This is a genomic window from Bacillus sp. BB51/4 (genome assembly GCF_008368845.1).
Classification (GTDB): Bacteria; Bacillota; Bacilli; order Bacillales; family Bacillaceae_G; genus Bacillus_A; species Bacillus_A wiedmannii.
Genome location: NZ_QOSC01000009.1, coordinates 537,015 through 563,788 on the forward strand (window position 1 = coordinate 537,015; position 26,774 = coordinate 563,788).

Genomic DNA, 26,774 nt, shown 5'->3' on the forward strand with positions numbered 1-26,774 from the left:
AATCTAATTTTCCGAAATAAACTGTTTTTACCCAAAACTTTCAATATCATATATAATCTTGAAATAATATGAATTTTTTAGTGAAGGACGGGAAAGAGATGGTCAGATTTCTTGGTGTTATTATCGGTTCTATTATTATTGCGATTGCATTTAATCTTTTCCTTATCCCCCACAAAATATTAAGTAGTGGAATTGGCGGAATTGCTATTATTTTAGGGATTGTAACTCCTGTAAACACGGGTATTATTAACTTTGTATTAAACTTACCTATCCTTATTTTAGGATACATAGGTCTTGGAAAAAAAGTAATTTTTAACACTGTTATCTCTGTTATTGTATTATCTGTTGCATTATACTATGTTCCAGTGAAAGTCGTAGCAACAGACCCACTTTTATCATCTATCTTTGGTGGTGTCATTGCCGGAGCTGGTATCGGTCTTGTTTTTAACTGTAATGGCTCAACTGGTGGATTTGATATTATCGGTATGTTGTTATCTCGCAAAAGAGACATTAAACTTGGCGGATTCCTTATTGTTTTAAATGCAGTTGTTGTAATAATTGCAGGATTCTTCTTCACTTGGGATGTTGCTCTTACAAGCTTACTTTCCATTTATGTAACTGGTAAAGTCATCGATGCTATTCATACGAAACATCGAAAGGTTACACTTATGATTGTAACAAATGAAGCAGAAAAAATGAAAAAACAACTTCTTTCAACTGTTGTACGTGGAATTACATTACTTGATGGCGAAGGTGCTTATTCCAGCGAAAAAAAACGTGTACTTATGACCGTCGTTTCTCGTGAAGAATTAGCAAGTATGAAATTAACAATTTCCGAAATTGACCCTCATGCATTCGTTAACATTACCGAAACGGTTGAAGTATTAGGATTGTTTCGAAAAGGTTAAAAAACTAGGTGGATTTCCACCTAGTTTTTATTTTCCATAAATTCAATTCGATTTCCGAACGGATCTGACACATAAAATCTAATTACATCTGGCCGTGCATGATCATCTATTACTTCAATACCTTGCTTTATTAACTCTTGTTTAAATTCATCAATTTTTAAAACATAAAAAGCTGGATGCGCCTTTTTAGCTGGATTGAAGTTTTTCTCAACTCCGATATGAATCTCTTGATTTCCACACTTAAACCAGCACCCACCACGCTTCTTTAATTCCTCTGGCTTCGGTATTTCCTCCATACCAATTTTATTACCGTAAAACTCTCGTGCTTCTTCTTCACACCCTACAGGCGCAGCTACTTGCACATGATCGATACCTTGAATATAATTTCTCATTTTCTCTCCCCCTCTTCTACCCTAATGTTATAAAGAAAACCTACTCCTGTAACTTACAAAAGATTTATAAAACAATATAAGCTCCCCTTATTACGACCTTACACTCACTTTTCCAAAATAAAGAAAACAAAATTTATTATATAACTTCCATTTTTTATAGAAATACACATTACATCTATATTATAGTTATGGATAGACAAATCTTTTTAGATGCTATTTGTACGGAGGAACTATTATGAGTCGTAAAAAATATTCATCAACTCAAAGAAAACGTCATCCGAACATTTCTAGACGTTTGCGAAACCATATACAAGATCGTTCATTAACAGAAATGTACGCATCTCTGTTCGAACACAATCCTGATAGTATTATTTCATTAAATTTAGAGGGAGTTATTCTACATATAAATCCTTCTGCCGAAAGAATATTAGGTTACAATTCTTTAGAATTAGAACAGAAAAATATTACCTCTATTTTAGAAGCTCATATTTCTGAGCAAGTATTACAAAATATAAAGAATACTGAAGCGGATAATCAACAAGAGTATATTTTATCTATTTATCATAAAAATGGATTCTTATTAGACGTCGTGACAAAACTAGTTCCTATTTTTGTCCAAAATCGTCTAACTGGCGTATATACTATTATGAAGCCTCTTGAAAAATCAGAAAGAATTGAGAATATGCTAAAAGAAAGTGAGAAGAGGTTACGTACATTAGTGAACTCGATGCCTGCGTTTGTTATATTTAAGGATCATGAGGGGCGCTGGCTTGAGGCAAATGACTACGCACTTTCTTGTTTCAATTTCCATCATGTACCTTACCATGGGAAAAAAGATAGTGAACTCATTCAATATAACGAAGCGTACCGAGAGGCTTTTTTACATTGTGAAGAAGTCGACGAACTAGCATGGCAACAAAGACAAATTCTTCATGGCGAGGAATTTATTATTCATAGAGATGATTTTGACCTAATCTTAAGTATATCGAAAGTTCCACTTTATCATCCTGACGGCTCGCGAAAAGGTCTTATCGTAATGGGAAGAGACGTTACCGAGCTAAAAGAAACGGAAAAGTTATTACGAAAATCAGAAAAACTCGCAGTAGTCGGACAACTGACAGCTGGAATCGCCCATGAAATTCGAAATCCACTCACTTCTCTAAAAGGTTTTCTAACATTGCTACTCCCTGAAATAAATGAAGAGCAAAAATGGTATATCGATGTTATGTTAAGTGAGATTTCACAAATGGAATCTATCACAAGTCAATTTATGGCGATGTCTAAACCACAAGTATTATCAATCAAAACTTGTAACATACAAGCTTTAATTGAAGAGGTAGTCACATTTATTTTACCAACTGCTATTATGCATAGCGTTCATATCATTATGGATCATTTTGATTACGCACATGATATTCAATGTGACGGTAACCAATTAAAACAAGTTTTTATAAACATATTAAAAAATGCGATAGAAGCAATGCCAAATGGCGGAAATATTTTCATCCAAACAAAACCATTAGAGGATACTTTCATCTTAATACGTATTATCGATGAAGGTTGCGGTATCCCAGAAGATCGTATCTCTCGTTTAGGCGAACCATTTTATAGTTTAAAAGAAAAGGGAACAGGACTAGGATTAATGATGTGTTACAAAATAATTGAAGAACATCATGGTAAATTACACATTTCAAGCGAGTTAGATAAAGGTACGATCGTTGATATTCAACTTCCGCTTTCTTCATCTCATCTTGCAATTCAGTCGTAAAAAAAGAAGCATTTGCTAATTGTTAGCGGATGCTTCTTTTTTTACTTTTATAATACTGTATTGACATACCATTCTTTTGCTTTTTCTACTTCACCCATCGTTAATTGATGTCCTCTATTTTCCCAATGCATTGTAACAGTAGCATTTGCATTCTCTAATAGTACCTTCAATTCCTCTGACTCCGCTGAGGAACAAATCGGGTCATTTGTCCCAGCAGCGATAAATACGGATTTCCCTGCTAAATTAGGCAATTGTGTTCCTCTTCTAGGTACCATTGGGTGATGAAGGACAGCACCTTTTAATGCATTTTCGTAATGGAATAATAAGCTTGCAGCAATGTTTGCTCCATTTGAATAACCGATAGCTACAATATTATTTCTATCAAATTCATATGTTTTTGCAGCTTCATCTAAAAACTCATTTAATTCCTTCGTACGGAAAATCAAATCCTCTTCATCAAAAATACCTTCTGCTAATCGGCGGAAGAAACGTGGCATGCCTTGTTCTAATACATTTCCCCTAACACTTAATACAGATGCTTCTGGATCAATTATTTCTGCAAGTGGTAATAAATCTAATTCATTACCTCCTGTACCATGAAGTAATAACAACACTGGTTTTGACGTATCTTTTCCTTTTTGAAAAACATGTTTCATCATAATCCTTTTCCCCTTTCAATCACTTTAATCTAAATTTCTCACTTCAAATGGTAAAAGTGTTTGTTCAATTTGTTTTCTATGTGGTTCATATTGCTCTGGTAACTTTAATTCCTCACCCATCGTCTCTAACGATTCGTCATGAGCGAAACCAGGAGGGTCTGTTGCAATTTCAAATAAAATTTCCCCATGTTCTCTAAAATAAATTGCGTTAAAATAATTTCGATCTTGTACAGGAGTTACGTGGTATCCAAAACGAGACACATGCTCTTTCCAGTCGAGTTGATCATCATCGTTAGTCGCTCTCCAAGCAATATGGTGGACTGTACCAACACCCATTTGGCCACGCCCGATTGTCGATAGCCTCAAGTCAATAATATTCCCAATATCAGCAGAAGAACGGAATCGAACGAATTCACCTTCTTCTCCAAGTTTCTCAAGACCCATAACATGCTCTAACAATTCAGCTGTTTTTTGAGGTTGTGCAGATAAAAGAACAGCACCGCCAAATCCTTTAATTGCTACTTCTGGCGTAACTTCTCCAAAAGTCCAATTATTTAATTCGCCTTCTTCTCTTTCTACTAATTCTATATGCAAACCATGTGGATCATCAAATTCTAAATACTGCTCTTCAAATCGAGTCATTTTTGTATACGAAATATCGAATTTTTCTAATCTATTTTCCCAAAACTCCATTGCGCCCTTTGGTACAACATAAGACGTAATGCCTACTTGACCGTCACCAATAATTCCTTCACGAGCACCTGCCCATGGGAAAAACGTAATAATTGTTCCAGGCTTTCCTCCTTCATTACCAAAATAAAGATGGTACGTGCCTGGATCATCAAAATTCACTGTTTGTTTCACTAAACGTAAACCTAACACACCAGCATAAAAATCTACATTTTCTTGTGGGTGTCCTACGATTGCTGTCATGTGATGAATTCCCATTGTTTTCTTTTCCATTTTCTCCGCCCCTTTTTATTTCATTTTAAAAACTTTTATACATTAAAATTCATTATTCATTTTGTCCATACTGCAAAGTAAAATCCATCGTTATGATTTTATCTTCAATTCGAGATATAAGTTGTGAAATTACGCATTATTTTCTATATCACTGAATTAATCTCGAATTCGAGATAATTTCCAAAAAATATTTACTCCATCTGAAATCTTTATTCAGAAATAAATTATCTTGAACTCAAGAATTATTATAAGTTACTTACTTTTAGTTGTCAATAAGCACTTATTTTCATTTTAAATCAAAAGAGAGTAAATGCTAGTTAGCATTTACTCTCTTCGCTAATTATTTCGTTTCCTCTTCCAACACTGCTTCCATCTCATTAAATTCACGATGAATTGCTTTCACTGGTTCTTTCGTCAATAAACTTAGAACTATAACAGCTAATAAACTACAGAAGAATCCAGGTACCATTTCATACATAGTCGCTTTTAAACTTGGAATTTGTACCCAAGTAATAACAACTACTGCACCTACAATCATACCAGCAAGAACGCCCCATTTGTTCGTTCTCTTCCAATATAAACTTAATAAAATGGCGGGTCCGAATGCTGAACCAAATCCTGCCCAAGCATAACCGACAAGTGTTAAAATTGTATCACTTGGATGATACGCTAAAACAACTGCGATCATAGCTACTACTAATACTGACAGTCTACCGATAAATACAAGTTCTTTATCACTTGCGTTACGACGGAAAAATGTTTTATAGAAATCTTCCGTTACAGCACTTGAAATAACGAGTAATTGCGAGGAAATACTACTCATAATCGAAGCCAAAATAGCTGACAGTAAAAATCCAGTAATATACGGATGGAATAAAATGTTTGAGAATGTTACAAAGACCATTTCTGGGTCTTGTAATTTCTCATTATTTTTAGCGTAATAAGCAATACCAATTAGACCAGTAAGCATTGCACCTATAATTGAAATCGTCATCCAACCGATACCGATTCTACGAGAAGTTTTTAAATCTTTAACAGAGGTAATTGCCATAAAGCGAACAATAATATGCGGTTGACCAAAATACCCAAGACCCCATGCTAAAAATGAAATAATACCAAGAATTGTAGTACCTTTAAACATATCTAAATGCGATGCATCAACTTGCTTAATCGTATTGAATGTTTCTGTTACACCACCGACATCTGTAAAAGCTACAATTGGCACTAACACAAGAGCAATAAACATAATACAACCTTGCACAAAGTCGGTCCAACTTACTGCTAAAAAGCCACCGAATAATGTATAAGCAACAACGACACCGACAGTTACAAATAAACCAATTTTATAATCAAGATTAAAAGAATTCTCAAACAAACGTCCACCTGAAACTAAACCAGCTGACGCATAAAATGTGAAAAATACTAAAATGACGATAGCGGAGACAAAACGAAGTATTTTCGTACGATCTTTAAACCGATTTTCTAAAAAATCTGGAATCGTAATTGAATCATTTGCCACTTCTGTATACGTTCGCAAACGCGGGGCAAGAATTAAATAGTTTGCATAAGCACCTATTAATAAACCTATCGCAATCCATACACTTGATAATCCTGTTGCATACATCGCACCAGGTAATCCCATTAGCATCCAACCACTCATGTCAGAAGCACCAGCTGATAAAGCTGTAACTGCTGGACCGAGTCCCCTTCCGCCTAACATATAATCTGATAAATCGGATGTCTTCTTATAAGACCAATAACCGATATACAACATACCTGCCATATAAATAGCAAGCGAAACCATAATCTCGATCTTCACCAAATCTCTCCCTTAGTTACATAAGCCATTCAAAATTTCGAAAAATGACTTTTTCTATTTTCTTGTTTTCGCTTATGGTTCCCTACCTTAACAAACATTTTTTGTCCTTTCAAGTGAACAAGCCCTTTTCACTACATGTGAAAACCTTTATAAACGCCTTTATCCCAGTGGATTACCCCGGTTTTAAAATAAATTAAAGTAAAAATATTCAAAAAATAAAATGCCATTTTTTCACACCTTATTTTCATTCACTTATCAGACAAATTTCAAAAGAAAAAAGCCATACGAATGTATGACTTTTAATCTATTAAACATAGCTTATCTTCTATTTACTAGTAGGAAACAATTCCGAAAGAGAAACTACTCTCCCCATCTCATCTTTAAACACAATATGCTCTCTCGTTAAATGACGCGGACTCTTTACTCCCGCTGCTGCCGCAAGTGAGAACAAACTATATCTCATACTAACAACATAATTCATTACTCGCCATTTCTTCTCATACGGATCTAGCGCTTTTTGATAGTGCGGATTCGTCGTGGCAACTCCAGATGGACATTGTCCGGAATTACATTGAAGTGCCATTATACAGCCACTTGCCATCATAAATCCACGGGCTGAATTTACAGCATCTGCACCAATGGCTAAAGCAATTGCCACTTTATCTGGTGTAATTAATTTCCCTGAGGCAAACACTTTGAATTTGTCCCGAACACCATAATGATTCGCTGTATCAATACATGTCAATAACGCTGGAATAAGCGGCATCCCCATACTATCTGCCATCGATTTATACGTTGCACCTGATCCACCTTCTGAACCATCAACTGTAATGAAATCTGGATAAATGTTTAACTCTTTCATCGATTTGAATAAATCTTCCAATGGCTCCTGCTGTCCAATTACAATCTTCATCCCGACTGGTTTACCGCCGTTTTCTTGCAAACGTTGAATAAAATAAAGTGTATCTGCTGCATTCTTTAAAAATGGAAATCGATTCGGTGAATTAATCGTTTCTCCTTTTCGCACATTCCGAACAGAAGCAATTTTCTCATTTACTTTTTGTCCCTCTAGATGACCACCACGTATTTTCGCACCTTGCCCAAATTTCAATTCGAATGCTTTAATATTGCTTTCTTTTGCTTTCTCCATAAATTTCTCCATTGAAAAATTACCATCCTCATCACGGTACCCAAATAAACCCGGACCAATTTGCGCAACGATATTCGCACCTGTATGTAAATGTTCTGGAATAACGCCACCTTCGCCAGTATTAATCCACGATCCGCCAGCCATCTTCGCACCAAACCCGCTCGCTAAAATATAATTTTCGCCAATCGCACCGTAAGAAGTCGCAGATGCCCCAAACATGCCATGTAGTTTCCACGGATATTTGCGGTTTTCACCGACGATAATTGCATCGTCTTCTTCATATAACCAAAGATTCGTTGTATCCGCTGTCAATTTTTCTCTTCGTGAAAATAACCCTTCTTTATGAATCACATACTTTTTCCCTTCACGTTCTTGCGTTTCATTCACACTTAATTCATCTGTTAATATTGGAAATAATGTATTAGCAATATAATATCCAGATGCATCAAAATCTCGTTTTGATCCAAAACCGAGTATTTCTGAACGGTATTTTGCTAGAAACATTACACTTTGAAAATCATAACGTGAAAAGGGCTTTCCATCCGTATCATGATCAAACCAATATTGCCTAAATTCCGGTCCTATCTTTTCAAGTAAATAACGCATCCTTCCTAAGTATGGATGTAACTTTAATATAGAATGATGCGTCCGTTTTTTTATAAAAAATGTAATAATAAAAAAAATGATTAATAGTAACATCAATAAGAGCAATATACTAATAATAACGAGTAGCGTTTCACTCATACCGCTTCCTCCTATGAAAATCCATAATAAAAGGAGAACACCTGATGTGTTCTCCTTTTATCTTTATTCAAATTAATGTAGCAAGATGCTCTTTCGCATCATATTCAACTAAACTTTCAGCATTTTTAATTCGATGAACAAAATCTGGATTAGCTATTAAAGGTCTTCCGAATGCCACTACATCAATTGTTCCTTCTTGCAACGCTTCTTCAGCCTCTTTCGGATTTAAATTCCCTACTCCTACAATCGTACCCTCCCAATATTTTCTTACTAATTGATGAAAATTCTTTCCGTCAGCAATAACTGCCGTATAATTCATCGTTGAAGGGTGAATCATCGTTAATCCAACTTCGTTGAACATATTTACAAACATTTCAATTGCAAACTCAGGGTTTTCCCACATATAAGTTGGATTATCACCTTTGAAAGCAGAGAAACGAAGAAGTGTTTTATCAGCCCCAACAGCTTCTATTACAGCCTCCGTTACTTCTTTCATAAACGTTAGCCTTTGCTTTAAATCTCCGCCGTATTTATCAGTACGCTTATTTGCGAACTCATAAGTAAATTGATCGATTAAATATCCGTGTGCACCGTGTATTTCTACTCCATCAAATCCAGCTTCGATCGCGTTTTTCGCAGCTTGTGCGTATTGACCAATCACCTCTTGTATTTCTTCCAACGTCATTGCTTCTGGCGTGTCGAACGGTTTACGAAAACGCGGAACATTTCCCTCTGCAGCGATAGCAGACGGTGCTTGCGGCATTTGCCCACCAATTATCTCGTGATGACTCATACGGCCAACATGCCATATTTGAGCAATAATCGTTCCACCTTCTTTATGTACTGCCTCTGTAACAGGCTTCCACGAATCGATTTGTTCTTGTGTATAAATCCCCGGTACTCCTGGATTTCCTTTTGCTCTTGGGCTAATGACGATTCCCTCTGTAATAATTAAGCCAACTCCATCAGCTGCACGTTTTCTATAGTACTCGACTACATCAGTACCAACGATTCCTGTTTCATGATTCGCGAAACATCTCGTCATCGGTGCCATTGCTATGCGATTACGAAGAGACCAAGATCCAATTTGAATCGAGTCAAATAACTTCGTTTCTTCAATATTTTCAAAAGAACCCCAATCATTTATATTTGTTCCTTCATAAATACTTGCTGCTTTATTATTTGAACTTGTCATTTTTCTTCCCCCTAAAAAATTCTTACTATAATCGCATCATACTTACTTTTAGATAGTAACGTCAATTTATACGCTCTTATGTAGAAACATTCGTATAATAAAACGAACCGTTTTATTACTATAAGGGTTCTAGAATTCAAATCTCTACTGTCTATTCTTATATTCAGTAAGTGGATGAGGAAAATACTTGTTAAATGGATGTTTTCTTTTCTTCTAGTTTTATTACTATAGAATATATTGGTAATTGTTTTTCAAACTATTTACTAAAAAAACGATTTCCATTGTACTATATTCAAACTTACAGTAACGAGGCTTCAATCATTCATTTTGATTAAGCCGATTATCGTAATGGGGTAACATTTGTTTGCTTTCTCTTCATAACTAACATAAAAAAAGCCGTGCAAAAGCACGTTTTTTTTCCATATACGCACATCCGTCTCACCATTTATATCCTTTCGTGATCGATTTCTTAGTCCACATCGCCTAGTCTCCATCTCTGTCATTGCTCTAAAGAAGATAGGGAACAAATTCGTTTCCAATATGCAAACAACAAGCATTACGATAATAATTGCATATCTAACACGTTGTTTTTTCTATTTATCCGTTCCTAATCCCCATGAAAAAAAGAGCTGTCACATAGTCGAATTATCGACTATATGACACTCCTTTTTAGTTGACCGTATATGGCTAAAAATTCATTTATCTCTTTAATATAAAGAATATAAACAATTATTATCTCTTCACATATAAAAAATTACTTAGCAGTAGAAGTGAGAATGGTTCAGTATTCTTCTAAAAATAATAACTTATAAACCTAAAACAATGAAAGCCCTACCTCTCTTTCATCCTTACGGCTCCTCGTCCGTGCCAGTGTGAATCAGGATTGCAAAAATCAAGTAACTATTCTATCCAAGTGTTTAATTAAACTTCGAATATTCGTAAAGAACTTAAAAAATAAAAATGGATTTGATTGTAGTAATAACAAAAGAGGTTAATGCTCTAAAAGTGGTTTGAAAGAATTGAATGTCTTTGAAATGATTAATTCTCTATAATTATGTTCCCAAAAAATTCAAAACCTTTTTTGGGATCTAATACATTATTTGTAATGAATCTTAACAAAAGCTTTTTATTTGACTTTCTGTGATACCTTCAATTAATCCCAGTTCACTAATCAAAAATTCGTGTGCGTTATCTAACATTTTCTTTTCGCTTGCATTAAGTGCTTTTTCTTTCTGCATACGTAATAAATCACGTACAACTTCAGCACCTTCTTGTATTTTACCCGTCTTTATTTTATCAGTGTTCAATTTATACCTTTGTTTCCACGTAAGTAATCTATCAGATTCTCCATGTTGAAAAATATCCAATATGTGTGCTATTGCCGTTATATCCGTGACTGGTCGTATATTTGAGCTCAATATTCTCCCTGCCGGAATCATTACTTCCATATTACTACCCGACATTTTTATAACATAATATTGTTGTTTTTCTCCTGTGATTTCCTTCTCTTCTATGGCTTTAATTATACCTGCTCCCTGCATTGGATAAACTATGTTATCGCCAATTTGAAACAAATAATCCACCTCCATATATGGTAACCTTCTCAATCTTAACACACAATCAATTTTTTAGCAAAATTTTAATTTTATCATAAAATTATTTTTAATGTCAATCCTTTCGAACTAAGAAAATAATTTCGTAAAATATCATTAAAAACCCGCAATCTTATTAACTTTTCCACACATATATACATTCTAATTTCACCTTCTCTTTTTACATAAAAACACATTACTACATATAAGTAGTAATGTGTTTTTCATACGGAATCGTTAAACATTCCCTATTAATTTCACGCCTATATACTAACCTGCTTACGGACTGTCTCTCTCGCTAAAAGAAAACTCATAATCACTTGCGCAGCTACTCGACTCGTCATATCTCTGAAATCAAGGGTTGGATCAATTTCTACTATATCCATCGCTTGAACGAGCGGTTCTTTACCAAGAAATTCAATCGCATCAAGTAAAGTCGTACTATCCATACCGCCAGGACCAATTGCTGGACAACCTGGTGCAAATGCTTGATCTAGTACATCCATATCAAGAGAAATGTAAATAGAAGTCACGCCTTGCTTTCTTAATACTTCAATACTTTCTGTGATAATATCTTTGATTTGTCGCTCTCGTACATCTTTCATTGTATATACTGTCACGCCATGTTCTTTTGCATATTCATGGTACGCTCGTGCATTTGAAAAATTACGAATTCCGATTTGAACGAGTTGTTTTCCTGTAATTACATCATTTTCCAGTAGACTACGGAACGGTGTACCATTTGATGGGCCACCATCATCTAAATTACGTAAATCATGATGGGCATCAAATTGAATAATACCGACCTTCCCTTTACTATTTGCAAATCCTGTTATACTCGGAAAGCTAATCGAGTGATCCCCGCCAAGAACGATTGGTATCATGTTTGGATTTACTTTCGTTACATGACCAACTGTTTTCGCAATTCGCTTATGACTTTCTTTTATATCCGTCACATGCATCGTAATATCGCCGCAATCATATAAGACACTTTCTTTCATATCATGTTCTTCTGTAATTGCGTACGTGCTATATGCATCTAACATTGCACGAATTGTTTTTGGTGCAAAACTTGCTCCTGAATGACTAATAGATGGTTTAGAAAGGGGTGCTCCAATTAAGGCAGCACCGAATATTTCCAAGCCTTCCTCCCAATCTTTAATCATCTCACTCCATTTCGTCACTTCACGATCGATAAACTTTGCATTTTTCTTTAAATAGTGGCCGTGCTCCACGATTGTTCACCTCTTGTATATGCGATATTACCATTCTTCCATACTGTATTTACATGACTTACGCCGTAATGATACGGTACGTAAGCATAATTGTAAGCATCCCATAGAACTAAATCTGCCTTGCGACCAACTCTAATTTTTCCAGCTACATCACCACGATTAATTGCGTAAGAAGAGTTAACTGTTACTGCATTCCAAACTTCTTCTGGTGTCATTTTCAGCTTGAGCATTGCAATGCTCATAATAAGCTGAATGTTCTCAGTTGGACAACTACCTGGGTTAAAGTCTGTAGCCAAAGCAACTGCAACACCTTCATCAATCATTTTACGTCCACGAGCAAAGCTTTCTTTATTTAAATAGAAAGTTGTTCCTGGTAATAAAGTCGCTACTGTATTAGAGTTTGCAAGCATTTCAATTCCTTTATCAGAAGCGCCAACTAAATGGTCCGCTGATGCCGCACCAATTTCAGCCGCTGCTTCCGTGCCACCAAGAGGGTCAATTTCATCTGCATGAATTTTCACATCAAACCCAAGCTCTTTCGCTTTTAATAAAAACTCTTTTGACTCTTCAACAGAGAACACACCTGTTTCACAGAAAATATCAACGAATTCAGCTAATTGCTTCTCTTTCATTTCTGGTAGTAGGTCTAACATCCATTGTAAAAATTCTTTCGATCTACCTTTATACTCTTTCGGAACTGCATGAGCACCTAAAAATGTGGAAACTAAATCAATCGAGTGCTCTTTTTGTAATTGTGCAGTTGCCTCTAATTGTTTCCATTCCGTCTCATCATCTAATCCGTAACCACTCTTCGCTTCTACAGTTGTAACTCCGAAAGATAGCATACGGTCTAAATGGAATTTCGCTTTTTGAACAAGTTCTTCTTTCGACGCCTTTTTCGTTGCATTTACAGTTGAAAGAATACCTCCGCCTTTTTCTAAAATTTCTAAGTACGGAACTCCTTGTAATTTTAGTGCGATTTCATTTTCACGAGATCCACCAAATACAAGGTGAGTATGCGGATCAACAAGACCAGGAGAAACCATTTTCCCGCCGCAATCAATAACTTCTTTCGCTTGTAATCCTTTAGCTTCTTCCACTGTTCCAACGAAAGTAATTACGCCGTTTTCAATTCCAACCACACCATTTTCGATAACAGGAAGCGTGTTCATCGCTTCCCGTCTTAACAAGCCATCTTCTTGATCCATTGTTAGTAATTGACCGATATTTATTAGTAAAGTGTCCAGCATGTTTTCTCCTCCTTATTTCATCATCGGAATGTTAACGCCTTTTTCTTTCGCAGTTTCTACAGCTAAGTCATATCCTGCATCAACGTGACGAACAACACCCATACCAGGGTCAGAAGTTAATACGCGCTCAATACGTTTTGCTGCTGCTTCTGTTCCATCTGCAACGATAACCATTCCAGCGTGAAGTGAATAACCCATACCAACGCCACCACCGTGGTGAACAGATACCCAGCTTGCACCGTTTACACTATTAATTAATGCATTTAAAATTGGCCAGTCTGCTACTGCATCACTACCGTCTTTCATCGCTTCTGTTTCACGATTTGGAGATGCTACTGATCCGCAATCTAAATGGTCACGACCGATAACGATTGGTGCTGATAATTCACCATTTGCCACCATTTCATTAATAATGCGACCAAATTTCGCGCGCTCACCGTAACCTAACCAACAAATACGAGATGGAAGACCTTGGAACTCAACTTGCTGACGAGCCATACGAATCCAGTTACATAAATGCTCATTATCCGCAAACTCACGTAATATTACTTCGTCTGTTTTATAAATATCTTCTGGATCACCAGAAAGTGCTACCCAGCGGAATGGTCCTTTTCCTTCGCAGAATAATGGACGGATAAATGCTGGAACGAATCCTGGGAAATCGAATGCATTTTTCAAACCTTCATCGAAAGCAACTTGGCGAATATTATTTCCATAATCAAATGTAATTGCGCCTTTTTCTTGCATAGCAAGCATTGCTTCTACATGTTTTGTCATGCTTTCTTTTGATAATTGTACGTAACGTTCTGGATCTTCTTCACGAAGTTTCGCTGCTTCTTCTAATGTGAAACCTACTGGAATATAACCGTTTAATGGATCATGAGCAGATGTTTGATCCGTAACTAAATCTGGCGTAATATTGCGCTTCACTAGTTCTGGTAAAATCTCTGCCGCATTTCCTAATAAACCAATTGAAATTGGTTCTTTCTTCTCTTTATACTCGTTCGCAACCGTTAATGCTTCTTCTAATGATTCTGTATACATATCACAGTATCTCTTTTCAATACGACGATCGATGCTGCGCTTATCAACATCAATAGCAATGACAACACCGCCGTTCATCGTTACAGCAAGAGGTTGTGCACCACCCATACCACCTAAGCCAGCAGTAAGTGTTAATGTACCTTTTAATGAACCATCGAAATGTTGACGTGCCGCTTCGCCAAACGTTTCATATGTTCCTTGTAAAATACCTTGTGTTCCAATATAAATCCAGCTACCTGCGGTCATTTGTCCGTACATCATAAGACCTTTTTTCTCTAGTTCACGGAAGTGATCCCAGTTCGCCCATTTTGGTACTAAGTTTGAGTTCGCTAAAAGAACGCGAGGTGCATCTTCATGCGATTTAAAGATTGCAACTGGTTTTCCTGATTGAACAAGTAATGTTTCATCGCTTTCTAACGTTTTTAATGAATCTACAATCGCATGGTAGCTTTCCCAGTTACGAGCTGCACGGCCAATTCCGCCATATACAACTAATTCTTCTGGTTTTTCAGCAACTTCAGGATCTAAATTGTTCATTAACATACGAAGTGCAGCTTCTTGAACCCACCCTTTCGTTTGTAATTCAGTACCTCTTGGTGCGCGAATTGTTTGTTTAACTTTTTCCATTTCAATCTCTCCCTTTTCTCATTTTATAGTGCCGCGTTTACATCTAATCTTTCTTTTATCGAATAATTCGTTTTTAACCAGTGCGTAATATTTTCAATATCCGTTGAGAATATGCGATCATTTGTAATAGAAGGTACTTGTTGACGGCCTTGATGGTAGAAGCTCTTCGTCACTGTACTCATGTTTTCAATACCGCGATATTCTGCTGCTTGCATCGCACAAATCATCTCAATTGAAAGAACACGTCTTACATTTTGAATAATTTGATGTGCATGGCGTGAAGCGATTGTTCCCATACTTACGTGATCTTCTTGGTTAGCTGATGACGGGATTGAATCAACACTCGCTGGATGTGCTAACGTTTTATTTTCAGAAACAAGTGACGCTGCAGCGTATTGCATAATCATTGCACCAGACTGAAGTCCTGGTTCTGGACTTAAAAATGGAGGTAAATCATTTAATTGCGGATTTACTAAACGCTCGATACGACGCTCTGAAATATTTGCAAGTTCCGCCATTCCTACTTTTAAGAAGTCCATCGCAAACGCAATCGGTTGACCATGGAAATTCCCACCCGAAATTACTTTTTCTCCGCCATCAAAGATTAGCGGATTATCTGTTGCTGCATTCATTTCAATTTCTAATTTTTCTTTCACATAATTTAAAACTTGCCAAGAAGCACCGTGTACTTGCGGGATACAACGAAGTGAATATGCATCCTGCACTCGTAGTTCTCCTTGTTTTGTTGTTAATTTACTATCATGAAGGATGTCACGAATTCTGCTCGCTACTTCCACTTGCTCTTTATAACCACGTGCTTTATGAACATTTTCATCAAATGCATCAATAATGCCTTGTAATCCTTCAATTGTCATCGAAGCAATGAATTCAGCTTGATACGCCATTGCTTCTGCTTCTATATAAGAAAGAACTCCTTGCGCTGTCATCGCCTGCGTACCATTGATTAATGCAAGCCCTTCTTTCGCTTCAAGTTCAATCGGTTCAAGCCCTTCTTCTGTAAGAGCAACCATCGCATGAACGCGTTTCCCCTTATAGAACACTTCACCTTCGCCTAATAATACAAGCGCAAGATGAGATAAAGGTGCTAAATCGCCACTCGCACCAAGTGACCCTTGTTGCGGAACGACCGGGTGAATTTTACGATTTACAAACTCAAGAAGCATATTTACAACAAGTGGTCTAACACCAGATACTCCTTTAAGCATCGTGTTCGCTCGTAAAATTAACATACCGCGTGATACTTCTTCAGGGAATGGATCACCTATACCGCATGCATGTGACTGAATTAAATTGTGTTGAAGTGCCTTTACATCATCTTTTTGAATAAGCACATCACTGAACTTTCCAAATCCAGTTGTAATACCGTAAACGACTTTTCCGTCCTCTACAATTTTCTCAACAACTTCGCGGCACTCCGCCACCTTTTGCATACTATTTGGACAAGCTGTTACACCTTCCCCTTCAAGTAACAACCTCTTCATTTCTTCAATTGTCAATGTGTGTCCTGTTAACGTAATCATTCTTTTTCCTCCTTAAAAAGGCAAAAGGGGACCTTATCTTTTTAAGACAGACTTCTGTCCTAAAAAAGTAAGGCCCCCTTCTAACTAATAGACTATGGGCAAATCATATGTGATTAATTCCTAAACCAATCGCCTCATGCTCAGATCCTTTTACAGGTGCACCAATCGTTCCATATAATGCAACAGCAACCCATTCGCCTTCTTTTTTTCCGTCGTATGGTCTACCGCGCACAATCGCAAAGCGAAGTCCTACTGTACGAAGAACGTCTGCTAACTGAATTTGACCTCTCGTCACTCCGTACAAAGCTTCCATAATTGCATGATAAAGTGCATGTGTTTCTCTGTAAACATCTGTTTCAATAACTTGGGTGCTCTTAGCCGCTGTTTCCATTGCTGCTACAACTTTTTGCGAATTCATCGAACCCACTTTCCCCGTACAATACTTCCAACCTTTTGGAATAGATAATACAGGGCTTTCATTCTCATCCGCAAGTGCCAACAACATGGCCATACGACCAATTCGATGTGTTCCTTGAAGAAGCATGTGACTCTCTCATTTCTTTTAATTATTTGAATATTTCTTAATTTAAGAATATATGAAAACGGTTAAATCGTCAATAGTTTAAACTCACATTCGAACAATTTTTTCATCCCCTCCATTTGTGTACACAAATTATTTACACGAATTTTTCAGGCGTGCTATAGTCTCACTAACAGATGCAAAGGGGCGATATTTCAGTGACGAAGCGAAAAGATATTCATTTTCGAATTGAAGAAAAATTACTTGAAAGGTTTGAATCTGCACTCCATTACGAAGGTTTAAAGAAAACCGACGTATTAACACACGCGATTCAGCAATTTTGCACGAAGGTGGAATGTGAAAAAATGAATGATGTAAAACGCCAATATAACGTAAGCAACCATTTACAAACACGTATCGATACGCATAAACATTACGAAGAAAAACAAGTAAATTTAGATGAACTCGTCATGGAACATTTACAATTTCAAGGAGAAGAAAAAATATTAGAGGTTGGGTGTGCTAATGGAAATTTTCTTTCCCTTTTACAAACTAACGGTCATAAAGGCGAACTAACCGGTTTTGATCAATCAAAAACGATGCTTTCTGAAGCTGCAATAAAGAATAGCATAATTGAATGGAAACTAGGTGATGCTGGTAAACTTCCTTTTGAAGCTAATCGCTATGACTGGGTCATCGCAAGACATATGTTATATCACATGAAAGATGTCGAAAAAACAGTTCAAGGATTCCATAAAGTAATGCGTCCCGGAGGCTCACTTTTAGCTACAACAAATTCTGACGTTACATTACCTCATATAGTTGAAATGTGTAACCGCATGTTAGACGCATTTGATTTACCGAAAACAACATCATCAGTCACTCCATTTTGTTTAGAAAATGGTAAAGAGATATTACAGTCTGTTTTTCCAACTGTTGAAGAAACAGTTATTCATAATGCTCTCGTTTTTCATCATGCTACTCCGATTGTAAGCTATATTTCTAGCATGTTTCCATCGCTAAATATACCTGATAGTACATATCTTCACGCCGAAATGAAGGAATGGCTAAAAAAAGAAGTAGAAAATGAATTGTCACTTCATAACGGTATATGGCGCGACCCGAAAACGTTAGCCATTTATCGATGTCAAAAAGAAAAAAGCTATCCAATGCTAGCTTTTATACATTCTCATGTAAAAGTTTGTCCATCATCATATTGCCCTTTCCGCCATAAAAATTTATACTATGTTCGTTCGCTACTCCAAAATAAGTAGCAACTGCTATTCCGAATGGTACGAAAGCATGTCCTTGTGCAGTAATAATATTTGAGTGTTGTACAACTTCTTTATATACAAAATTTTCTACTGGAAAACAATCTAACTTTTGATAATCTATAGTCGCTGTATAAGAAATCCCTTTAAATAAACCTGCTCTTGCTAACGCATACGGTCCAGCACAAATCGCAGCTACTAATTTTTCTTTTTCAGAAAATTGGCGAATGACTGAAAAGAGAATATCTGCGTCTTTCATATGTACTTCGTCTCCCCCTGGAATGATAATCCCCTCATATTCATCTACACGCACTTCACTTAATTCTATATGCGGTTGTACTTGCAAGCCTGTTTCACTTATAATCAACCCTTTTGTTAAGCCCGCAGTAATGATTTCATATTTCTTTTTCAGTAATGCTGTTGCTACTGTAATTTCAAACTCCGCAAATGTTGGGTATACGAATAATAATATTTTTTTCATAGTCCTTTCTCCTTTAACCAGCCCATAAAATATGCTTCTAACTCATCCACTGTTAATGTATTCGTGTCCACATAAGTTACAGGAAATTGTTTATACCATTCTTTTTCAGTTTCTACTAATTTAAATTGTTCTTCGAATGTACTTCGATTTCTTGCCCCGTCATTATTTTTTCTATCATATAAATTTTCTTTCGAAACATCTAAATAAAAAATTGCATCCGAACGGCATTCTCTTAATTTATATAATTCATCTTTCAATTCAATTTCTATATCCCACTTTTCCCCTATAATCGTTGGATAAAAAATTGTATAAAACTCAATATCTTCTGGTCCACGATCAAAAATCACGACTGAATCTTTCACATTTTGAAACTCCTTTATTTTTGCTTCCATAAACATTTTTTGATTTATGATAAACCCTTCTTTTGAATTCATATCCAAATTTAATTGTTTTCGCTTTTTTACAATTGGATATGGATTTTCATATATAACTGAAAGCCCACATCTCTCTAACCTTTTAGCCAATGTTGTTTTTCCGCTTGCCATCGATCCTTGGAGTGAAATTACATATGCCATTCCTCTCATTCCCTTGCATTTTAGTATATCTATAATATACAGAATTTTAAAAACCATCAACAGAATATATATCATCTTGTTTCTTATTCTTATCTAACTTATAATAAAAATAGAGATTATGACGGACGCATCAATAATGTAAGCTTGGAAATCCAAGCTTACATTATTTTTTGCTTTCCCTTTTCTAATAAAAAGAGTATACTAGTTTAGAACGTATGTTCTTAATGATTACATACAGTAAGGAGATAGAACAATGGTATACGACACAAAAGCAATTTCTTGGAATGAGTCTTTAAAAAAACTTCAACGCCGCTATACAAACAAACAAGTTGATCGAAAAGAATTTGAAGATATTGAACTGATGGAATTCTTCCGCGATAACGACTACATTTCTTTACCTACACATATAAGCGGCTTATCAACAGTACGTTTTACTTCTTACTCTATTTTCACAACTAAAGATAAAGATCGTAAAGTTGGCACATTAATCATTGAATATGTAGAAGATGATAATAATAATTTATGTGTTGAACAACTATACTTTGTTTAAATGATAACGCTTGGTCAAAATGACCAAGCGTTCTTGCTTTCTATGAATCTCACTGTTTATAATATGAATAAAAGAAAACCGCAATCATTAAGGGGGGATAAGCTTGCTCGAAGGATGGTTCAGTTGGTTCATAGTGCTATGGACTGTTATTTTATTAGGACTTATGTCTATCGGTGGATACTTTATGTTCAGAAAATTCCTAAAACGATTACCTAAAGAAGATGGTATGTCCATTTTAGATTGGGAAGAGCACTATATTAATAAAACTAGACATTTATGGGATGAAGAACAAAAACAATTGTTAGAAGAGCTCGTAAGTCCTGTTCCAGAACTATTTCGCGATGTCGCTAAATCAAAAATTGCTGGCAAAATTGGAGAACTGGCATTACAAGAAAAAGCCTCTCAAATTACACAAGATTTAATTATTAAAGGATATATTATTGCTACACCGAAGCGTGATCATAAATTTTTAGTAAAAAAACTACAAGAAAAAGAGATTGATTATTCTAACTATAAATCTTTACTCGCAAAGTAACTTCACATTATTTTCAATAAAAAGGACAGCGCCTTTGACGCTGTCCTTTTTATTTTATACATATAACGTTTTCAAGTTAGCTTCATATCTTTTTCATTATAAAAACCATCTTCTTTTTCCATTTCCTTCTGTAATTTCGTAAAGGAACGGTACATAGCAATTCTCCATGACACAATCATCGCGAACGCCAGTAAGAAGAACATGCCACTAAGTTGTCCTAAATCAAGAGATTGACTTAAGTATGTTTTAAAAACAATCCGCACGACAAGTAATCCAATTAATATAAAAACAAATGCTTTTGAACGCTTCAAATAAATCTCTTGTCCTCTAATTTCAAATTTAGATGTTTTAATAAGAAAAATAGAGAAAAACAAACCGACGCCAATTGCTTCTAACATTTCTGCTGGAGTTAATCGAAATTCTGGAAAAACAAACATCAATGCTCCCGTACTCATAAAAAATGGTGGAAGTATAATTTTTTTCAATGTTGCCGGTTTCTTAGCTGCTTTTAAACGAATAAACATCGCACCAACAGCCATACAAACAGCAACGATACTGGATAAAACAACTATGTTCATATTTTCTCATCCTTTTTTGTGGCTATATGCAAAATATACTTTCATTATATGCTTTTCCGTTAGTATTTCCAACATTTTCACAGAATAATACTAAAAACCGGTAAAACCACCAAATAAACTTGAGAAATATACGATAATTTTCGTCATCCAGTTGAAATATAGGAAGATACCCATGACAATCATAACGTATCCTCCAATCTTCATGAATTTCATACTATTTCTTTTAATCCAAGACATTTTCGTAATAAAGAATGATAGTACGAAAAATGGGATAGCAAACCCAAGTATGTATGCTATCATATAAATCATTGCTGATTCTGGATTTGTTGCTGCTAATCCAATGACAGACACTAAAATAGGTCCAGTACAAGGCGTCCACCCTGCAGCAAAGGCCAACCCAATTAGAACGGATCCCAAATAGCCACTCGGACGATTTTTAAACGTAAATTTACGGTCTTGCATTAAAAACTTTGGCTTAAACACACCGACAATAATAAGACCGAACACGATGATAAATATACCACCTAACTGTCTAATTAAATCTTTATAATTTGTAAAGATGCCTCCAATAAAACTTGTACCAAATCCAATTGCAATAAATATAATTGAAAATCCAAGTAAGAAAAACGCTGTATGTATCATACTTCTTTTGCGAAGCATTGCATTTTCTTCTTTCAACTCAGAAACCGACATACCTGTTATGTACGATAAAAATGCCGGATAAAGCGGTAAGCAACATGGGGAAATAAATGATAAAAATCCAGCGCCAAACGCTAAAAAAATACTAATATCTTGCATGATTCCACTCCTCTCCTTACATATTGTAGCAAAAACACATAAAAATACTATGAACAATTCGTGAACTCACTTTAACAACGTGATAATAAGAAAAACTACCCTTACAAACAGTTTCTAATAAAACGTTTTTATTCCCTTCTATTATATAGAACAATATCAATTGGACTATGAAACTTCTCTAATTGTTATTAACATAACAAAGGTAATATAGTTTCTCAAATGATTAGCACACTATAATGGACTACCCTTCTATCTCCCTAAAAAATATTTTTTTCAAATGCTGTCTTTATACAATACGAAGCTGATTTTACAATACTTTTATTATTACTAATTTCAAGATTATGCATAAATATCATACTTTTATTATTATTCTATAAAATGTCACACTTTTCTTTTATTTGACCCTTTATTTTTAATTTTGTATACTTCCCTCTAGTTATATATGTCCGTTAGGAACAATTTCATATAGATGGGAGGAATTTTTCATGCTTCGTTATTCTCTTTTAGTTTTATTAGGAGCGTGTAGTTATGGGATTTTAGCTATTTTCGTTAAACTTGCCTATGCAGAAGGATTTTCACTTGGAGAGGTAATTGGCAGCCAATATTTGTTCGGTTGGATTATTTTGCTTGCTATTACTCTTCTATTTTCTAGACATCGTGTTCCATTAAAACAAGCGTTAATTTTATTCGTGGCAGGTACATCTGCAAGTTTTACTGGAATTTTTTATTATGCTTCATTAAAAACTGTACCAGCATCTATTGCAATTATACTTTTATTCCAATTCGTTTGGGTCGGAATTATTATTGAAGCAGTCACAACAAAAACATTACCTTCAAGAGAAAAGGTTATTTCCGTTATTTTCTTACTTGCAGGTACATTTTTATCAAGTGGTTTACTAGAGAAATCAGCAGGTGATTTCGATATGACTGGAATCATACTAGGTTTATTATCTGCTGTTACATTCGCAACATACATTTTCGTGAGCGGAAAAGTTGCTGTTGAAGTGCCTTCATTACCGCGCGGTGTTCTCTTAATGACTGGCGCTTTAACTTTAGTAATGATCGTATTCCCACCAACATTTATTTTTAGCGGTGCAATTTCTGAAGGACTTTGGAAATACGGTTTAGGATTAGGAACATTTAGTATCGTTATTCCTTCTATCGCCTTTACAATCGGTATTCCAAAGATCGGTTCTGGCTTAGCGACTATTCTTGGTGCAGCAGAACTACCGGTTACAACAATTATGTCTGTATTCGTTTTAAAAGAAGCGGTGCTATCTTCACAATGGATCGGTGTATCACTTATTTTAATCGGTATTGCAATCCCGCAAATTGCCTATGCAATGCGTGGACGTTATCGTAAACATCATACACACAAAAAATTGGCAGCATAAAACAAGAGAGGATTTTCATTTGAGAATCCTCTCTTTTCTTATTGTATAATTAATGTAAATACATTAATTAAGAAAGAAGGCATTATACGTGGCAGCAAATCTAGAGCAATTAACTGAGATGCTAATTTCTATTCGTCGAAATTTACATGAGCATCCAGAATTATCATACGAAGAATTTGAAACGACGAAGACTATAAAAAATTGGTTAGAAAAGAAAAACATTACGATTATAAATTCTAGTTTAGAAACAGGCGTTATTGCTGAAATTTCAGGGAATAATAGCGGACCAATTATAGCACTCCGCGCTGATATTGATGCCCTTCCTATTCAAGAAGAAACAAATTTACCGTATGCTTCAAAAATTCCCGGTAAAATGCATGCTTGTGGGCATGATTTTCATACAGCTGCTATTATAGGTGCCGCTTATTTATTAAAAGAAAAAGAATCTTCTCTTGGTGGAACTGTACGCTTTATATTCCAGCCAGCTGAAGAAAGTAGCAATGGTGCTTGCAAAGTAATTGAAGCCGGGCATTTACATGGCGTGCAAGCTATTTTCGGTATGCATAATAAACCCGATTTACCAGTAGGTACAATCGGTATTAAAGATGGTCCACTGATGGCCGGGGTCGATCGATTTGAAATTGAAATTCACGGAGTTGGTACACATGCAGCTGTACCAGATGCTGGGGTAGACCCTATTGTCGCGTCCTCTCAAATCGTGATGGCGCTCCAAACAATTGTAAGCCGAAATATAAGCTCTTCACATAATGCCGTCGTCAGTGTCACAAACATCCATTCAGGAAATACGTGGAACGTAATTCCTGAAAAAGCAACGCTGGAAGGAACTGTACGTACATTCCAAACTGAAACACGTGAAAAGATTCCCGCACTAATGAAACGTATTATTCAAGGGGTTTCTGATGCATTAGGTGTAAAAACAGAATTTCGTTTTTATGCAGGTCCTCCTGCTGTTCATAACGATACATCTTTAACAAACTTATCCTCTCAAGTTGCTGAAAAAATGAATTTAAATATCATCTCTCCTACCCCGTCAATGGCCGGAGAAGATTTTTCTTTTTATCAACAAGAAATACCTGGTTCATTCGTTTTTATGGGAACGAGTGGTACACATGAATGGCATCATCCAGCTTTTACAGTAGATGAGCAAGCATTACCTATCAGTGCAGAATACTTCGCTTTGTTAGCTGAAAAAGCACTTAAACAATTTGCATAAAAAAAGGAGCCGTTAGAAATACTTAACGGCTCCTTTTTTTATGTTAAATCACGTTTTAAAAATACTATATAGGAAATGCTTAAAAATACAAATAAATATAGTAATAACATACATGAAGCAAACGGGAATGTTACTCCATCAATAAAACTTCCATTCTTTGAAATACTGTATAAATCTGTGTTTGCTGGCAATAAATATTTCGCCCAATCATATCTAGTCGCTGCTAATAATGCAATGTTTCCTGATAAAGCAAGAAATAGTGAAATACCAATCGCGCCTCCACTAGATCTTGTTAATACAGAAATCATAAATGCAAACGCTGCGTACACAATCGTCGGCAACCACGATAAAATATAATACTTACTAGCTTCCACAAAAATATTTTGTTTTATAATATTTCCATCTTGGAAAATAAGCTCGCTCCATGCAGGCTGTTGGAATTTATAAATAACAAGTCCACATAAAGTGGAGAAAATCATATTAAATATAAACAATAACGCTGCAAATATCACAATTGCTAAAAATTTAGCTGTCAAAATTTTAAATCGACTCGCTGGTCGTATCGTTAAAAATTTATATGTTCCCCAGCTATATTCATTCGCAAAAATTGTACTTGCATACACGAGGATAAATGGGAGCAATATTGGAAATACGATAAAACCTGTATCTCTCATGAAAGAAAGCGGAGAACTGCTTGCCGGTGCTGTATCTGTATCTAAATGCTTCATCTTAAGCTGATATTCCTTTACAAGCTCGTCCCCAGATCGTTCTGCTAATATAGATTCTTTTTTCATACCTAGCTTTTTCTCTATTTCTACAGTTCGTTCTGTATAATCGGCTTTCCATCCTTTTGTTTCCGGTTCTAAATACTTTACCGTAACCCACCCTAATCCAATTATTAATACTGCAATAACTGCAAAGGGAATAATCGTTCGCTTTCGCTTAAATATTTTATACAGTTCGTTATACACTAAATTAAACAATATCTTTTCCCCCTGTTAATTCTAAAAATTGCTCTTCTAACGTTTTTCTTTCTTCATATACACGATACACTTGAATATTTTTCTCAAGCAATATACGAATAACATTTGGGATTTCTTCATCTTTTACATGAATAAGTAGATCATTACCTTTTATTAAAACATCTTGGTCTAACATTTCTGCTGCTTTATTCGCATCATCTACACGTATACGGATTGTCTCCATCTCTTCTCTTTGATTATGCTGAATATTTTGCGTCGCCACATATTCTCCATGCTGAATAATGATAACTCTATCACACATTAATTCAACTTCTGAAAGTAAGTGACTAGATACAAGTACCGCTTTTCCTTGTTCATGTGCAATTTTCTTTATGTACATTCTCATTTCATGTATTCCACTAGGATCTAATCCATTCGTTGGTTCATCTAATATCAATACATCTGGATCGTGAATAAGCGCTTGAGCAATTCCTAAACGTTGTCTCATGCCGAGTGAATATGCTTTTACTTTTCGGTCAATTACTTGTCCCATCCCTAACAATTTCACTACTTCATCGATACGTTCTTCCGTCACGTTACCATTCATTCGTCCGAAATATGTTAAATTTTCATAGCCGCTCAAAAAAGGATAAAATTCCGGTGTCTCAATTACTGCTCCAATTTTCGCAGCAGTACTTTCAAATTGCTGTTTTACAGATTGACCGTCAATCCAAACTTCACCCTCTGTCATACGAATCATGCCGACCATCATTCTCATTAAAGTCGTTTTTCCAGCACCATTTGGTCCGAGCAAGCCAACTACTTCACCCTTTTTAACTTCGAAACTAATATTTTCTACAAGTGTCTTTGAACCGATTCGCTTCGTTAACCGCTCAACCTTTACAATTGATTGTTCATTTGTCATACTATACAACCTTTCCTTCCCATTCTTTGTCAGGTCTTTACACTGTAACATGATTATTTTTATG

The 26,774-nt window shown here is 35.7% G+C and carries 26 protein-coding genes; 7 read left to right on the forward strand and 19 right to left on the reverse strand.

All coding sequences use genetic code 11. The annotated features are described in order from the left end of the window. Positions 1-98: 98 nt before the first annotated feature. Entirely contained in the window at positions 99-908 is an 810-nt protein-coding gene (locus tag DN392_RS14010; RefSeq protein ID WP_000251343.1) for a YitT family protein, read from the forward strand. A gap of 20 nt (positions 909-928) precedes the next feature. Here the strand turns inward: DN392_RS14010 and DN392_RS14015 are convergent, their stop codons facing one another. After that, positions 929-1,300 carry a VOC family protein gene (locus DN392_RS14015; protein ID WP_001246939.1) on the reverse strand — a complete coding sequence of 124 codons (372 nt, stop codon included), beginning with the start codon at positions 1,298-1,300 and terminating at the stop codon, positions 929-931. A gap of 235 nt (positions 1,301-1,535) precedes the next feature. Between DN392_RS14015 and DN392_RS14020 the strand changes: the two genes are divergently transcribed. Next, positions 1,536-3,068 (forward strand): BA3702 family sensor histidine kinase, encoded by a 1,533-nt coding sequence (locus DN392_RS14020; protein ID WP_048565880.1) that lies wholly within the window; start codon positions 1,536-1,538, stop codon positions 3,066-3,068. Positions 3,069-3,115: 47 nt separating this feature from the next. On the opposite strand, the gene DN392_RS14025 is transcribed toward DN392_RS14020, so the two are convergent. The 11 genes from DN392_RS14025 to hutP all read right to left on the reverse strand — a co-directional run bounded on the left by DN392_RS14025 (position 3,116) and on the right by hutP (position 17,431). Next, complete coding sequence (locus DN392_RS14025; RefSeq protein WP_000975462.1) at positions 3,116-3,727, reverse strand: alpha/beta hydrolase; 612 nt, start codon at positions 3,725-3,727, stop codon at positions 3,116-3,118. A gap of 24 nt (positions 3,728-3,751) precedes the next feature. Then, positions 3,752-4,690, reverse strand: coding sequence for a ring-cleaving dioxygenase (locus DN392_RS14030; RefSeq protein WP_000412753.1), 939 nt, complete (start codon positions 4,688-4,690; stop codon positions 3,752-3,754). A 340-nt stretch (positions 4,691-5,030) separates the two neighbouring features. Then, on the reverse strand, positions 5,031-6,509 hold the full coding sequence (gene putP / locus DN392_RS14035; protein WP_000687609.1) for a sodium/proline symporter PutP: 1,479 nt from the start codon (positions 6,507-6,509) through the stop codon (positions 5,031-5,033). Between the two features lie 325 nt (positions 6,510-6,834). Beyond that, positions 6,835-8,403, reverse strand: a complete 1,569-nt coding sequence (locus DN392_RS14040; RefSeq protein WP_000005188.1) for an FMN-binding glutamate synthase family protein — start codon at positions 8,401-8,403, stop codon at positions 6,835-6,837. Positions 8,404-8,470: 67 nt separating this feature from the next. Then, the gene (locus tag DN392_RS14045) at positions 8,471-9,598 is read right to left on the reverse strand and encodes an alkene reductase (RefSeq protein ID WP_000204417.1); all 1,128 of its coding nucleotides are present in this window, start codon (positions 9,596-9,598) and stop codon (positions 8,471-8,473) included. Between the two features lie 1,112 nt (positions 9,599-10,710). Beyond that, positions 10,711-11,172 carry a CarD family transcriptional regulator gene (locus DN392_RS14050; RefSeq protein ID WP_170771247.1) on the reverse strand — a complete coding sequence of 154 codons (462 nt, stop codon included), beginning with the start codon at positions 11,170-11,172 and terminating at the stop codon, positions 10,711-10,713. A gap of 281 nt (positions 11,173-11,453) precedes the next feature. Continuing rightward, a complete protein-coding gene (hutG, locus tag DN392_RS14055) occupies positions 11,454-12,425 on the reverse strand; it encodes a formimidoylglutamase (RefSeq protein ID WP_048565879.1) in 972 nt (323 codons plus the stop codon). Beyond that, the gene (hutI, locus tag DN392_RS14060) at positions 12,404-13,675 is read right to left on the reverse strand and encodes an imidazolonepropionase (RefSeq protein WP_048565878.1); all 1,272 of its coding nucleotides are present in this window, start codon (positions 13,673-13,675) and stop codon (positions 12,404-12,406) included. The genes hutG and hutI overlap by 22 nt, the downstream gene beginning before the upstream one ends. 12 nt (positions 13,676-13,687) lie before the next feature. After that, positions 13,688-15,346, reverse strand: coding sequence for a urocanate hydratase (gene hutU / locus DN392_RS14065; RefSeq protein WP_000416700.1), 1,659 nt, complete (start codon positions 15,344-15,346; stop codon positions 13,688-13,690). 23 nt (positions 15,347-15,369) lie between these two features. Then, positions 15,370-16,887, reverse strand: a complete 1,518-nt coding sequence (gene hutH / locus DN392_RS14070; protein ID WP_000631835.1) for a histidine ammonia-lyase — start codon at positions 16,885-16,887, stop codon at positions 15,370-15,372. Between the two features lie 103 nt (positions 16,888-16,990). Then, positions 16,991-17,431: a hut operon transcriptional regulator HutP gene (hutP, locus tag DN392_RS14075; RefSeq protein ID WP_000926520.1), complete on the reverse strand. Its 441-nt coding sequence runs from the start codon at positions 17,429-17,431 to the stop codon at positions 16,991-16,993. Positions 17,432-17,625: 194 nt separating this feature from the next. Between hutP and DN392_RS14080 the strand changes: the two genes are divergently transcribed. Further along, positions 17,626-18,681, forward strand: coding sequence for a class I SAM-dependent methyltransferase (locus DN392_RS14080; protein WP_048565877.1), 1,056 nt, complete (start codon positions 17,626-17,628; stop codon positions 18,679-18,681). Here the strand turns inward: DN392_RS14080 and DN392_RS14085 are convergent. Together DN392_RS14085 and DN392_RS14090 are read right to left on the reverse strand one after the other, a co-directional pair. Beyond that, complete coding sequence (locus tag DN392_RS14085; protein WP_074650964.1) at positions 18,587-19,159, reverse strand: DJ-1/PfpI family protein; 573 nt, start codon at positions 19,157-19,159, stop codon at positions 18,587-18,589. The two genes, DN392_RS14080 and DN392_RS14085, sit on opposite strands and share 95 nt — an antisense overlap. Continuing rightward, the gene (locus tag DN392_RS14090; RefSeq protein ID WP_061672865.1) at positions 19,156-19,743 is read right to left on the reverse strand and encodes an AAA family ATPase; all 588 of its coding nucleotides are present in this window, start codon (positions 19,741-19,743) and stop codon (positions 19,156-19,158) included. Before DN392_RS14090 ends, DN392_RS14085 begins: the two co-directional genes overlap by 4 nt. A 244-nt stretch (positions 19,744-19,987) precedes the next feature. Between DN392_RS14090 and DN392_RS14100 the strand changes: the two genes are divergently transcribed. Then, entirely contained in the window at positions 19,988-20,284 is a 297-nt protein-coding gene (locus DN392_RS14100; RefSeq protein WP_000262395.1) for a hypothetical protein, read from the forward strand. A gap of 103 nt (positions 20,285-20,387) precedes the next feature. Next, positions 20,388-20,819 carry a DUF2621 domain-containing protein gene (locus DN392_RS14105; RefSeq protein WP_000889390.1) on the forward strand — a complete coding sequence of 144 codons (432 nt, stop codon included), beginning with the start codon at positions 20,388-20,390 and terminating at the stop codon, positions 20,817-20,819. Between the two features lie 71 nt (positions 20,820-20,890). On the opposite strand, the gene DN392_RS14110 is transcribed toward DN392_RS14105, so the two are convergent. From DN392_RS14110 to DN392_RS31195, 3 genes are all read right to left on the reverse strand, one after another. After that, positions 20,891-21,397 carry a CcdC family protein gene (locus tag DN392_RS14110; protein WP_001028637.1) on the reverse strand — a complete coding sequence of 169 codons (507 nt, stop codon included), beginning with the start codon at positions 21,395-21,397 and terminating at the stop codon, positions 20,891-20,893. Between the two features lie 90 nt (positions 21,398-21,487). Then, the gene (ccdA, locus tag DN392_RS14115) at positions 21,488-22,195 is read right to left on the reverse strand and encodes a cytochrome c-type biogenesis protein CcdA (RefSeq protein WP_001152685.1); all 708 of its coding nucleotides are present in this window, start codon (positions 22,193-22,195) and stop codon (positions 21,488-21,490) included. Between the two features lie 16 nt (positions 22,196-22,211). Beyond that, positions 22,212-22,355, reverse strand: coding sequence for a peptidase T (locus DN392_RS31195; RefSeq protein ID WP_087947101.1), 144 nt, complete (start codon positions 22,353-22,355; stop codon positions 22,212-22,214). Between the two features lie 325 nt (positions 22,356-22,680). Here DN392_RS31195 and DN392_RS14125 point away from each other — a divergent pair, with 325 nt between their 5' ends. Then, positions 22,681-23,589 carry an EamA family transporter gene (locus DN392_RS14125; protein WP_000947035.1) on the forward strand — a complete coding sequence of 303 codons (909 nt, stop codon included), beginning with the start codon at positions 22,681-22,683 and terminating at the stop codon, positions 23,587-23,589. 88 nt (positions 23,590-23,677) lie between these two features. After that, positions 23,678-24,823 (forward strand): M20 peptidase aminoacylase family protein, encoded by a 1,146-nt coding sequence (locus DN392_RS14130; RefSeq protein ID WP_000729787.1) that lies wholly within the window; start codon positions 23,678-23,680, stop codon positions 24,821-24,823. Positions 24,824-24,861: 38 nt separating this feature from the next. On the opposite strand, the gene DN392_RS14135 is transcribed toward DN392_RS14130, so the two are convergent. Together DN392_RS14135 and DN392_RS14140 are read right to left on the reverse strand one after the other, a co-directional pair. Continuing rightward, the gene (locus DN392_RS14135; protein ID WP_000482785.1) at positions 24,862-25,806 is read right to left on the reverse strand and encodes an ABC transporter permease; all 945 of its coding nucleotides are present in this window, start codon (positions 25,804-25,806) and stop codon (positions 24,862-24,864) included. Further along, positions 25,799-26,710, reverse strand: coding sequence for an ABC transporter ATP-binding protein (locus DN392_RS14140; RefSeq protein WP_000180637.1), 912 nt, complete (start codon positions 26,708-26,710; stop codon positions 25,799-25,801). The genes DN392_RS14135 and DN392_RS14140 overlap by 8 nt, the downstream gene beginning before the upstream one ends. Between the last annotated feature and the right edge of the window lie 64 nt (positions 26,711-26,774).

Excerpts from the sequence above, each read along its gene's own strand:
- DN392_RS14010 (WP_000251343.1), top strand. The coding sequence starts at position 99 with ATGGTCAGATTTCTTGGTGTTATTATCGGTTCTATTATTATTGCGATT.
- DN392_RS14015 (WP_001246939.1), bottom strand. The coding sequence starts at position 1,300 with ATGAGAAATTATATTCAAGGTATCGATCATGTGCAAGTAGCTGCGCCT.
- DN392_RS14020 (WP_048565880.1), top strand. The coding sequence starts at position 1,536 with ATGAGTCGTAAAAAATATTCATCAACTCAAAGAAAACGTCATCCGAAC.
- DN392_RS14025 (WP_000975462.1), bottom strand. The coding sequence starts at position 3,727 with ATGATGAAACATGTTTTTCAAAAAGGAAAAGATACGTCAAAACCAGTG.
- DN392_RS14030 (WP_000412753.1), bottom strand. The coding sequence starts at position 4,690 with ATGGAAAAGAAAACAATGGGAATTCATCACATGACAGCAATCGTAGGA.
- DN392_RS14040 (WP_000005188.1), bottom strand. The coding sequence starts at position 8,403 with ATGAGTGAAACGCTACTCGTTATTATTAGTATATTGCTCTTATTGATG.
- DN392_RS14045 (WP_000204417.1), bottom strand. The coding sequence starts at position 9,598 with ATGACAAGTTCAAATAATAAAGCAGCAAGTATTTATGAAGGAACAAAT.
- hutI (WP_048565878.1), bottom strand. The coding sequence starts at position 13,675 with ATGCTGGACACTTTACTAATAAATATCGGTCAATTACTAACAATGGAT.
- hutU (WP_000416700.1), bottom strand. The coding sequence starts at position 15,346 with ATGGAAAAAGTTAAACAAACAATTCGCGCACCAAGAGGTACTGAATTA.
- hutH (WP_000631835.1), bottom strand. The coding sequence starts at position 16,887 with ATGATTACGTTAACAGGACACACATTGACAATTGAAGAAATGAAGAGG.
- hutP (WP_000926520.1), bottom strand. The coding sequence starts at position 17,431 with ATGCTTCTTCAAGGAACACATCGAATTGGTCGTATGGCCATGTTGTTG.
- DN392_RS14085 (WP_074650964.1), bottom strand. The coding sequence starts at position 19,159 with ATGAAAAAAATATTATTATTCGTATACCCAACATTTGCGGAGTTTGAA.
- DN392_RS14090 (WP_061672865.1), bottom strand. The coding sequence starts at position 19,743 with ATGAGAGGAATGGCATATGTAATTTCACTCCAAGGATCGATGGCAAGC.
- DN392_RS14100 (WP_000262395.1), top strand. The coding sequence starts at position 19,988 with ATGGTATACGACACAAAAGCAATTTCTTGGAATGAGTCTTTAAAAAAA.
- DN392_RS14110 (WP_001028637.1), bottom strand. The coding sequence starts at position 21,397 with ATGAACATAGTTGTTTTATCCAGTATCGTTGCTGTTTGTATGGCTGTT.
- ccdA (WP_001152685.1), bottom strand. The coding sequence starts at position 22,195 with ATGCAAGATATTAGTATTTTTTTAGCGTTTGGCGCTGGATTTTTATCA.
- DN392_RS14125 (WP_000947035.1), top strand. The coding sequence starts at position 22,681 with ATGCTTCGTTATTCTCTTTTAGTTTTATTAGGAGCGTGTAGTTATGGG.
- DN392_RS14140 (WP_000180637.1), bottom strand. The coding sequence starts at position 26,710 with ATGACAAATGAACAATCAATTGTAAAGGTTGAGCGGTTAACGAAGCGA.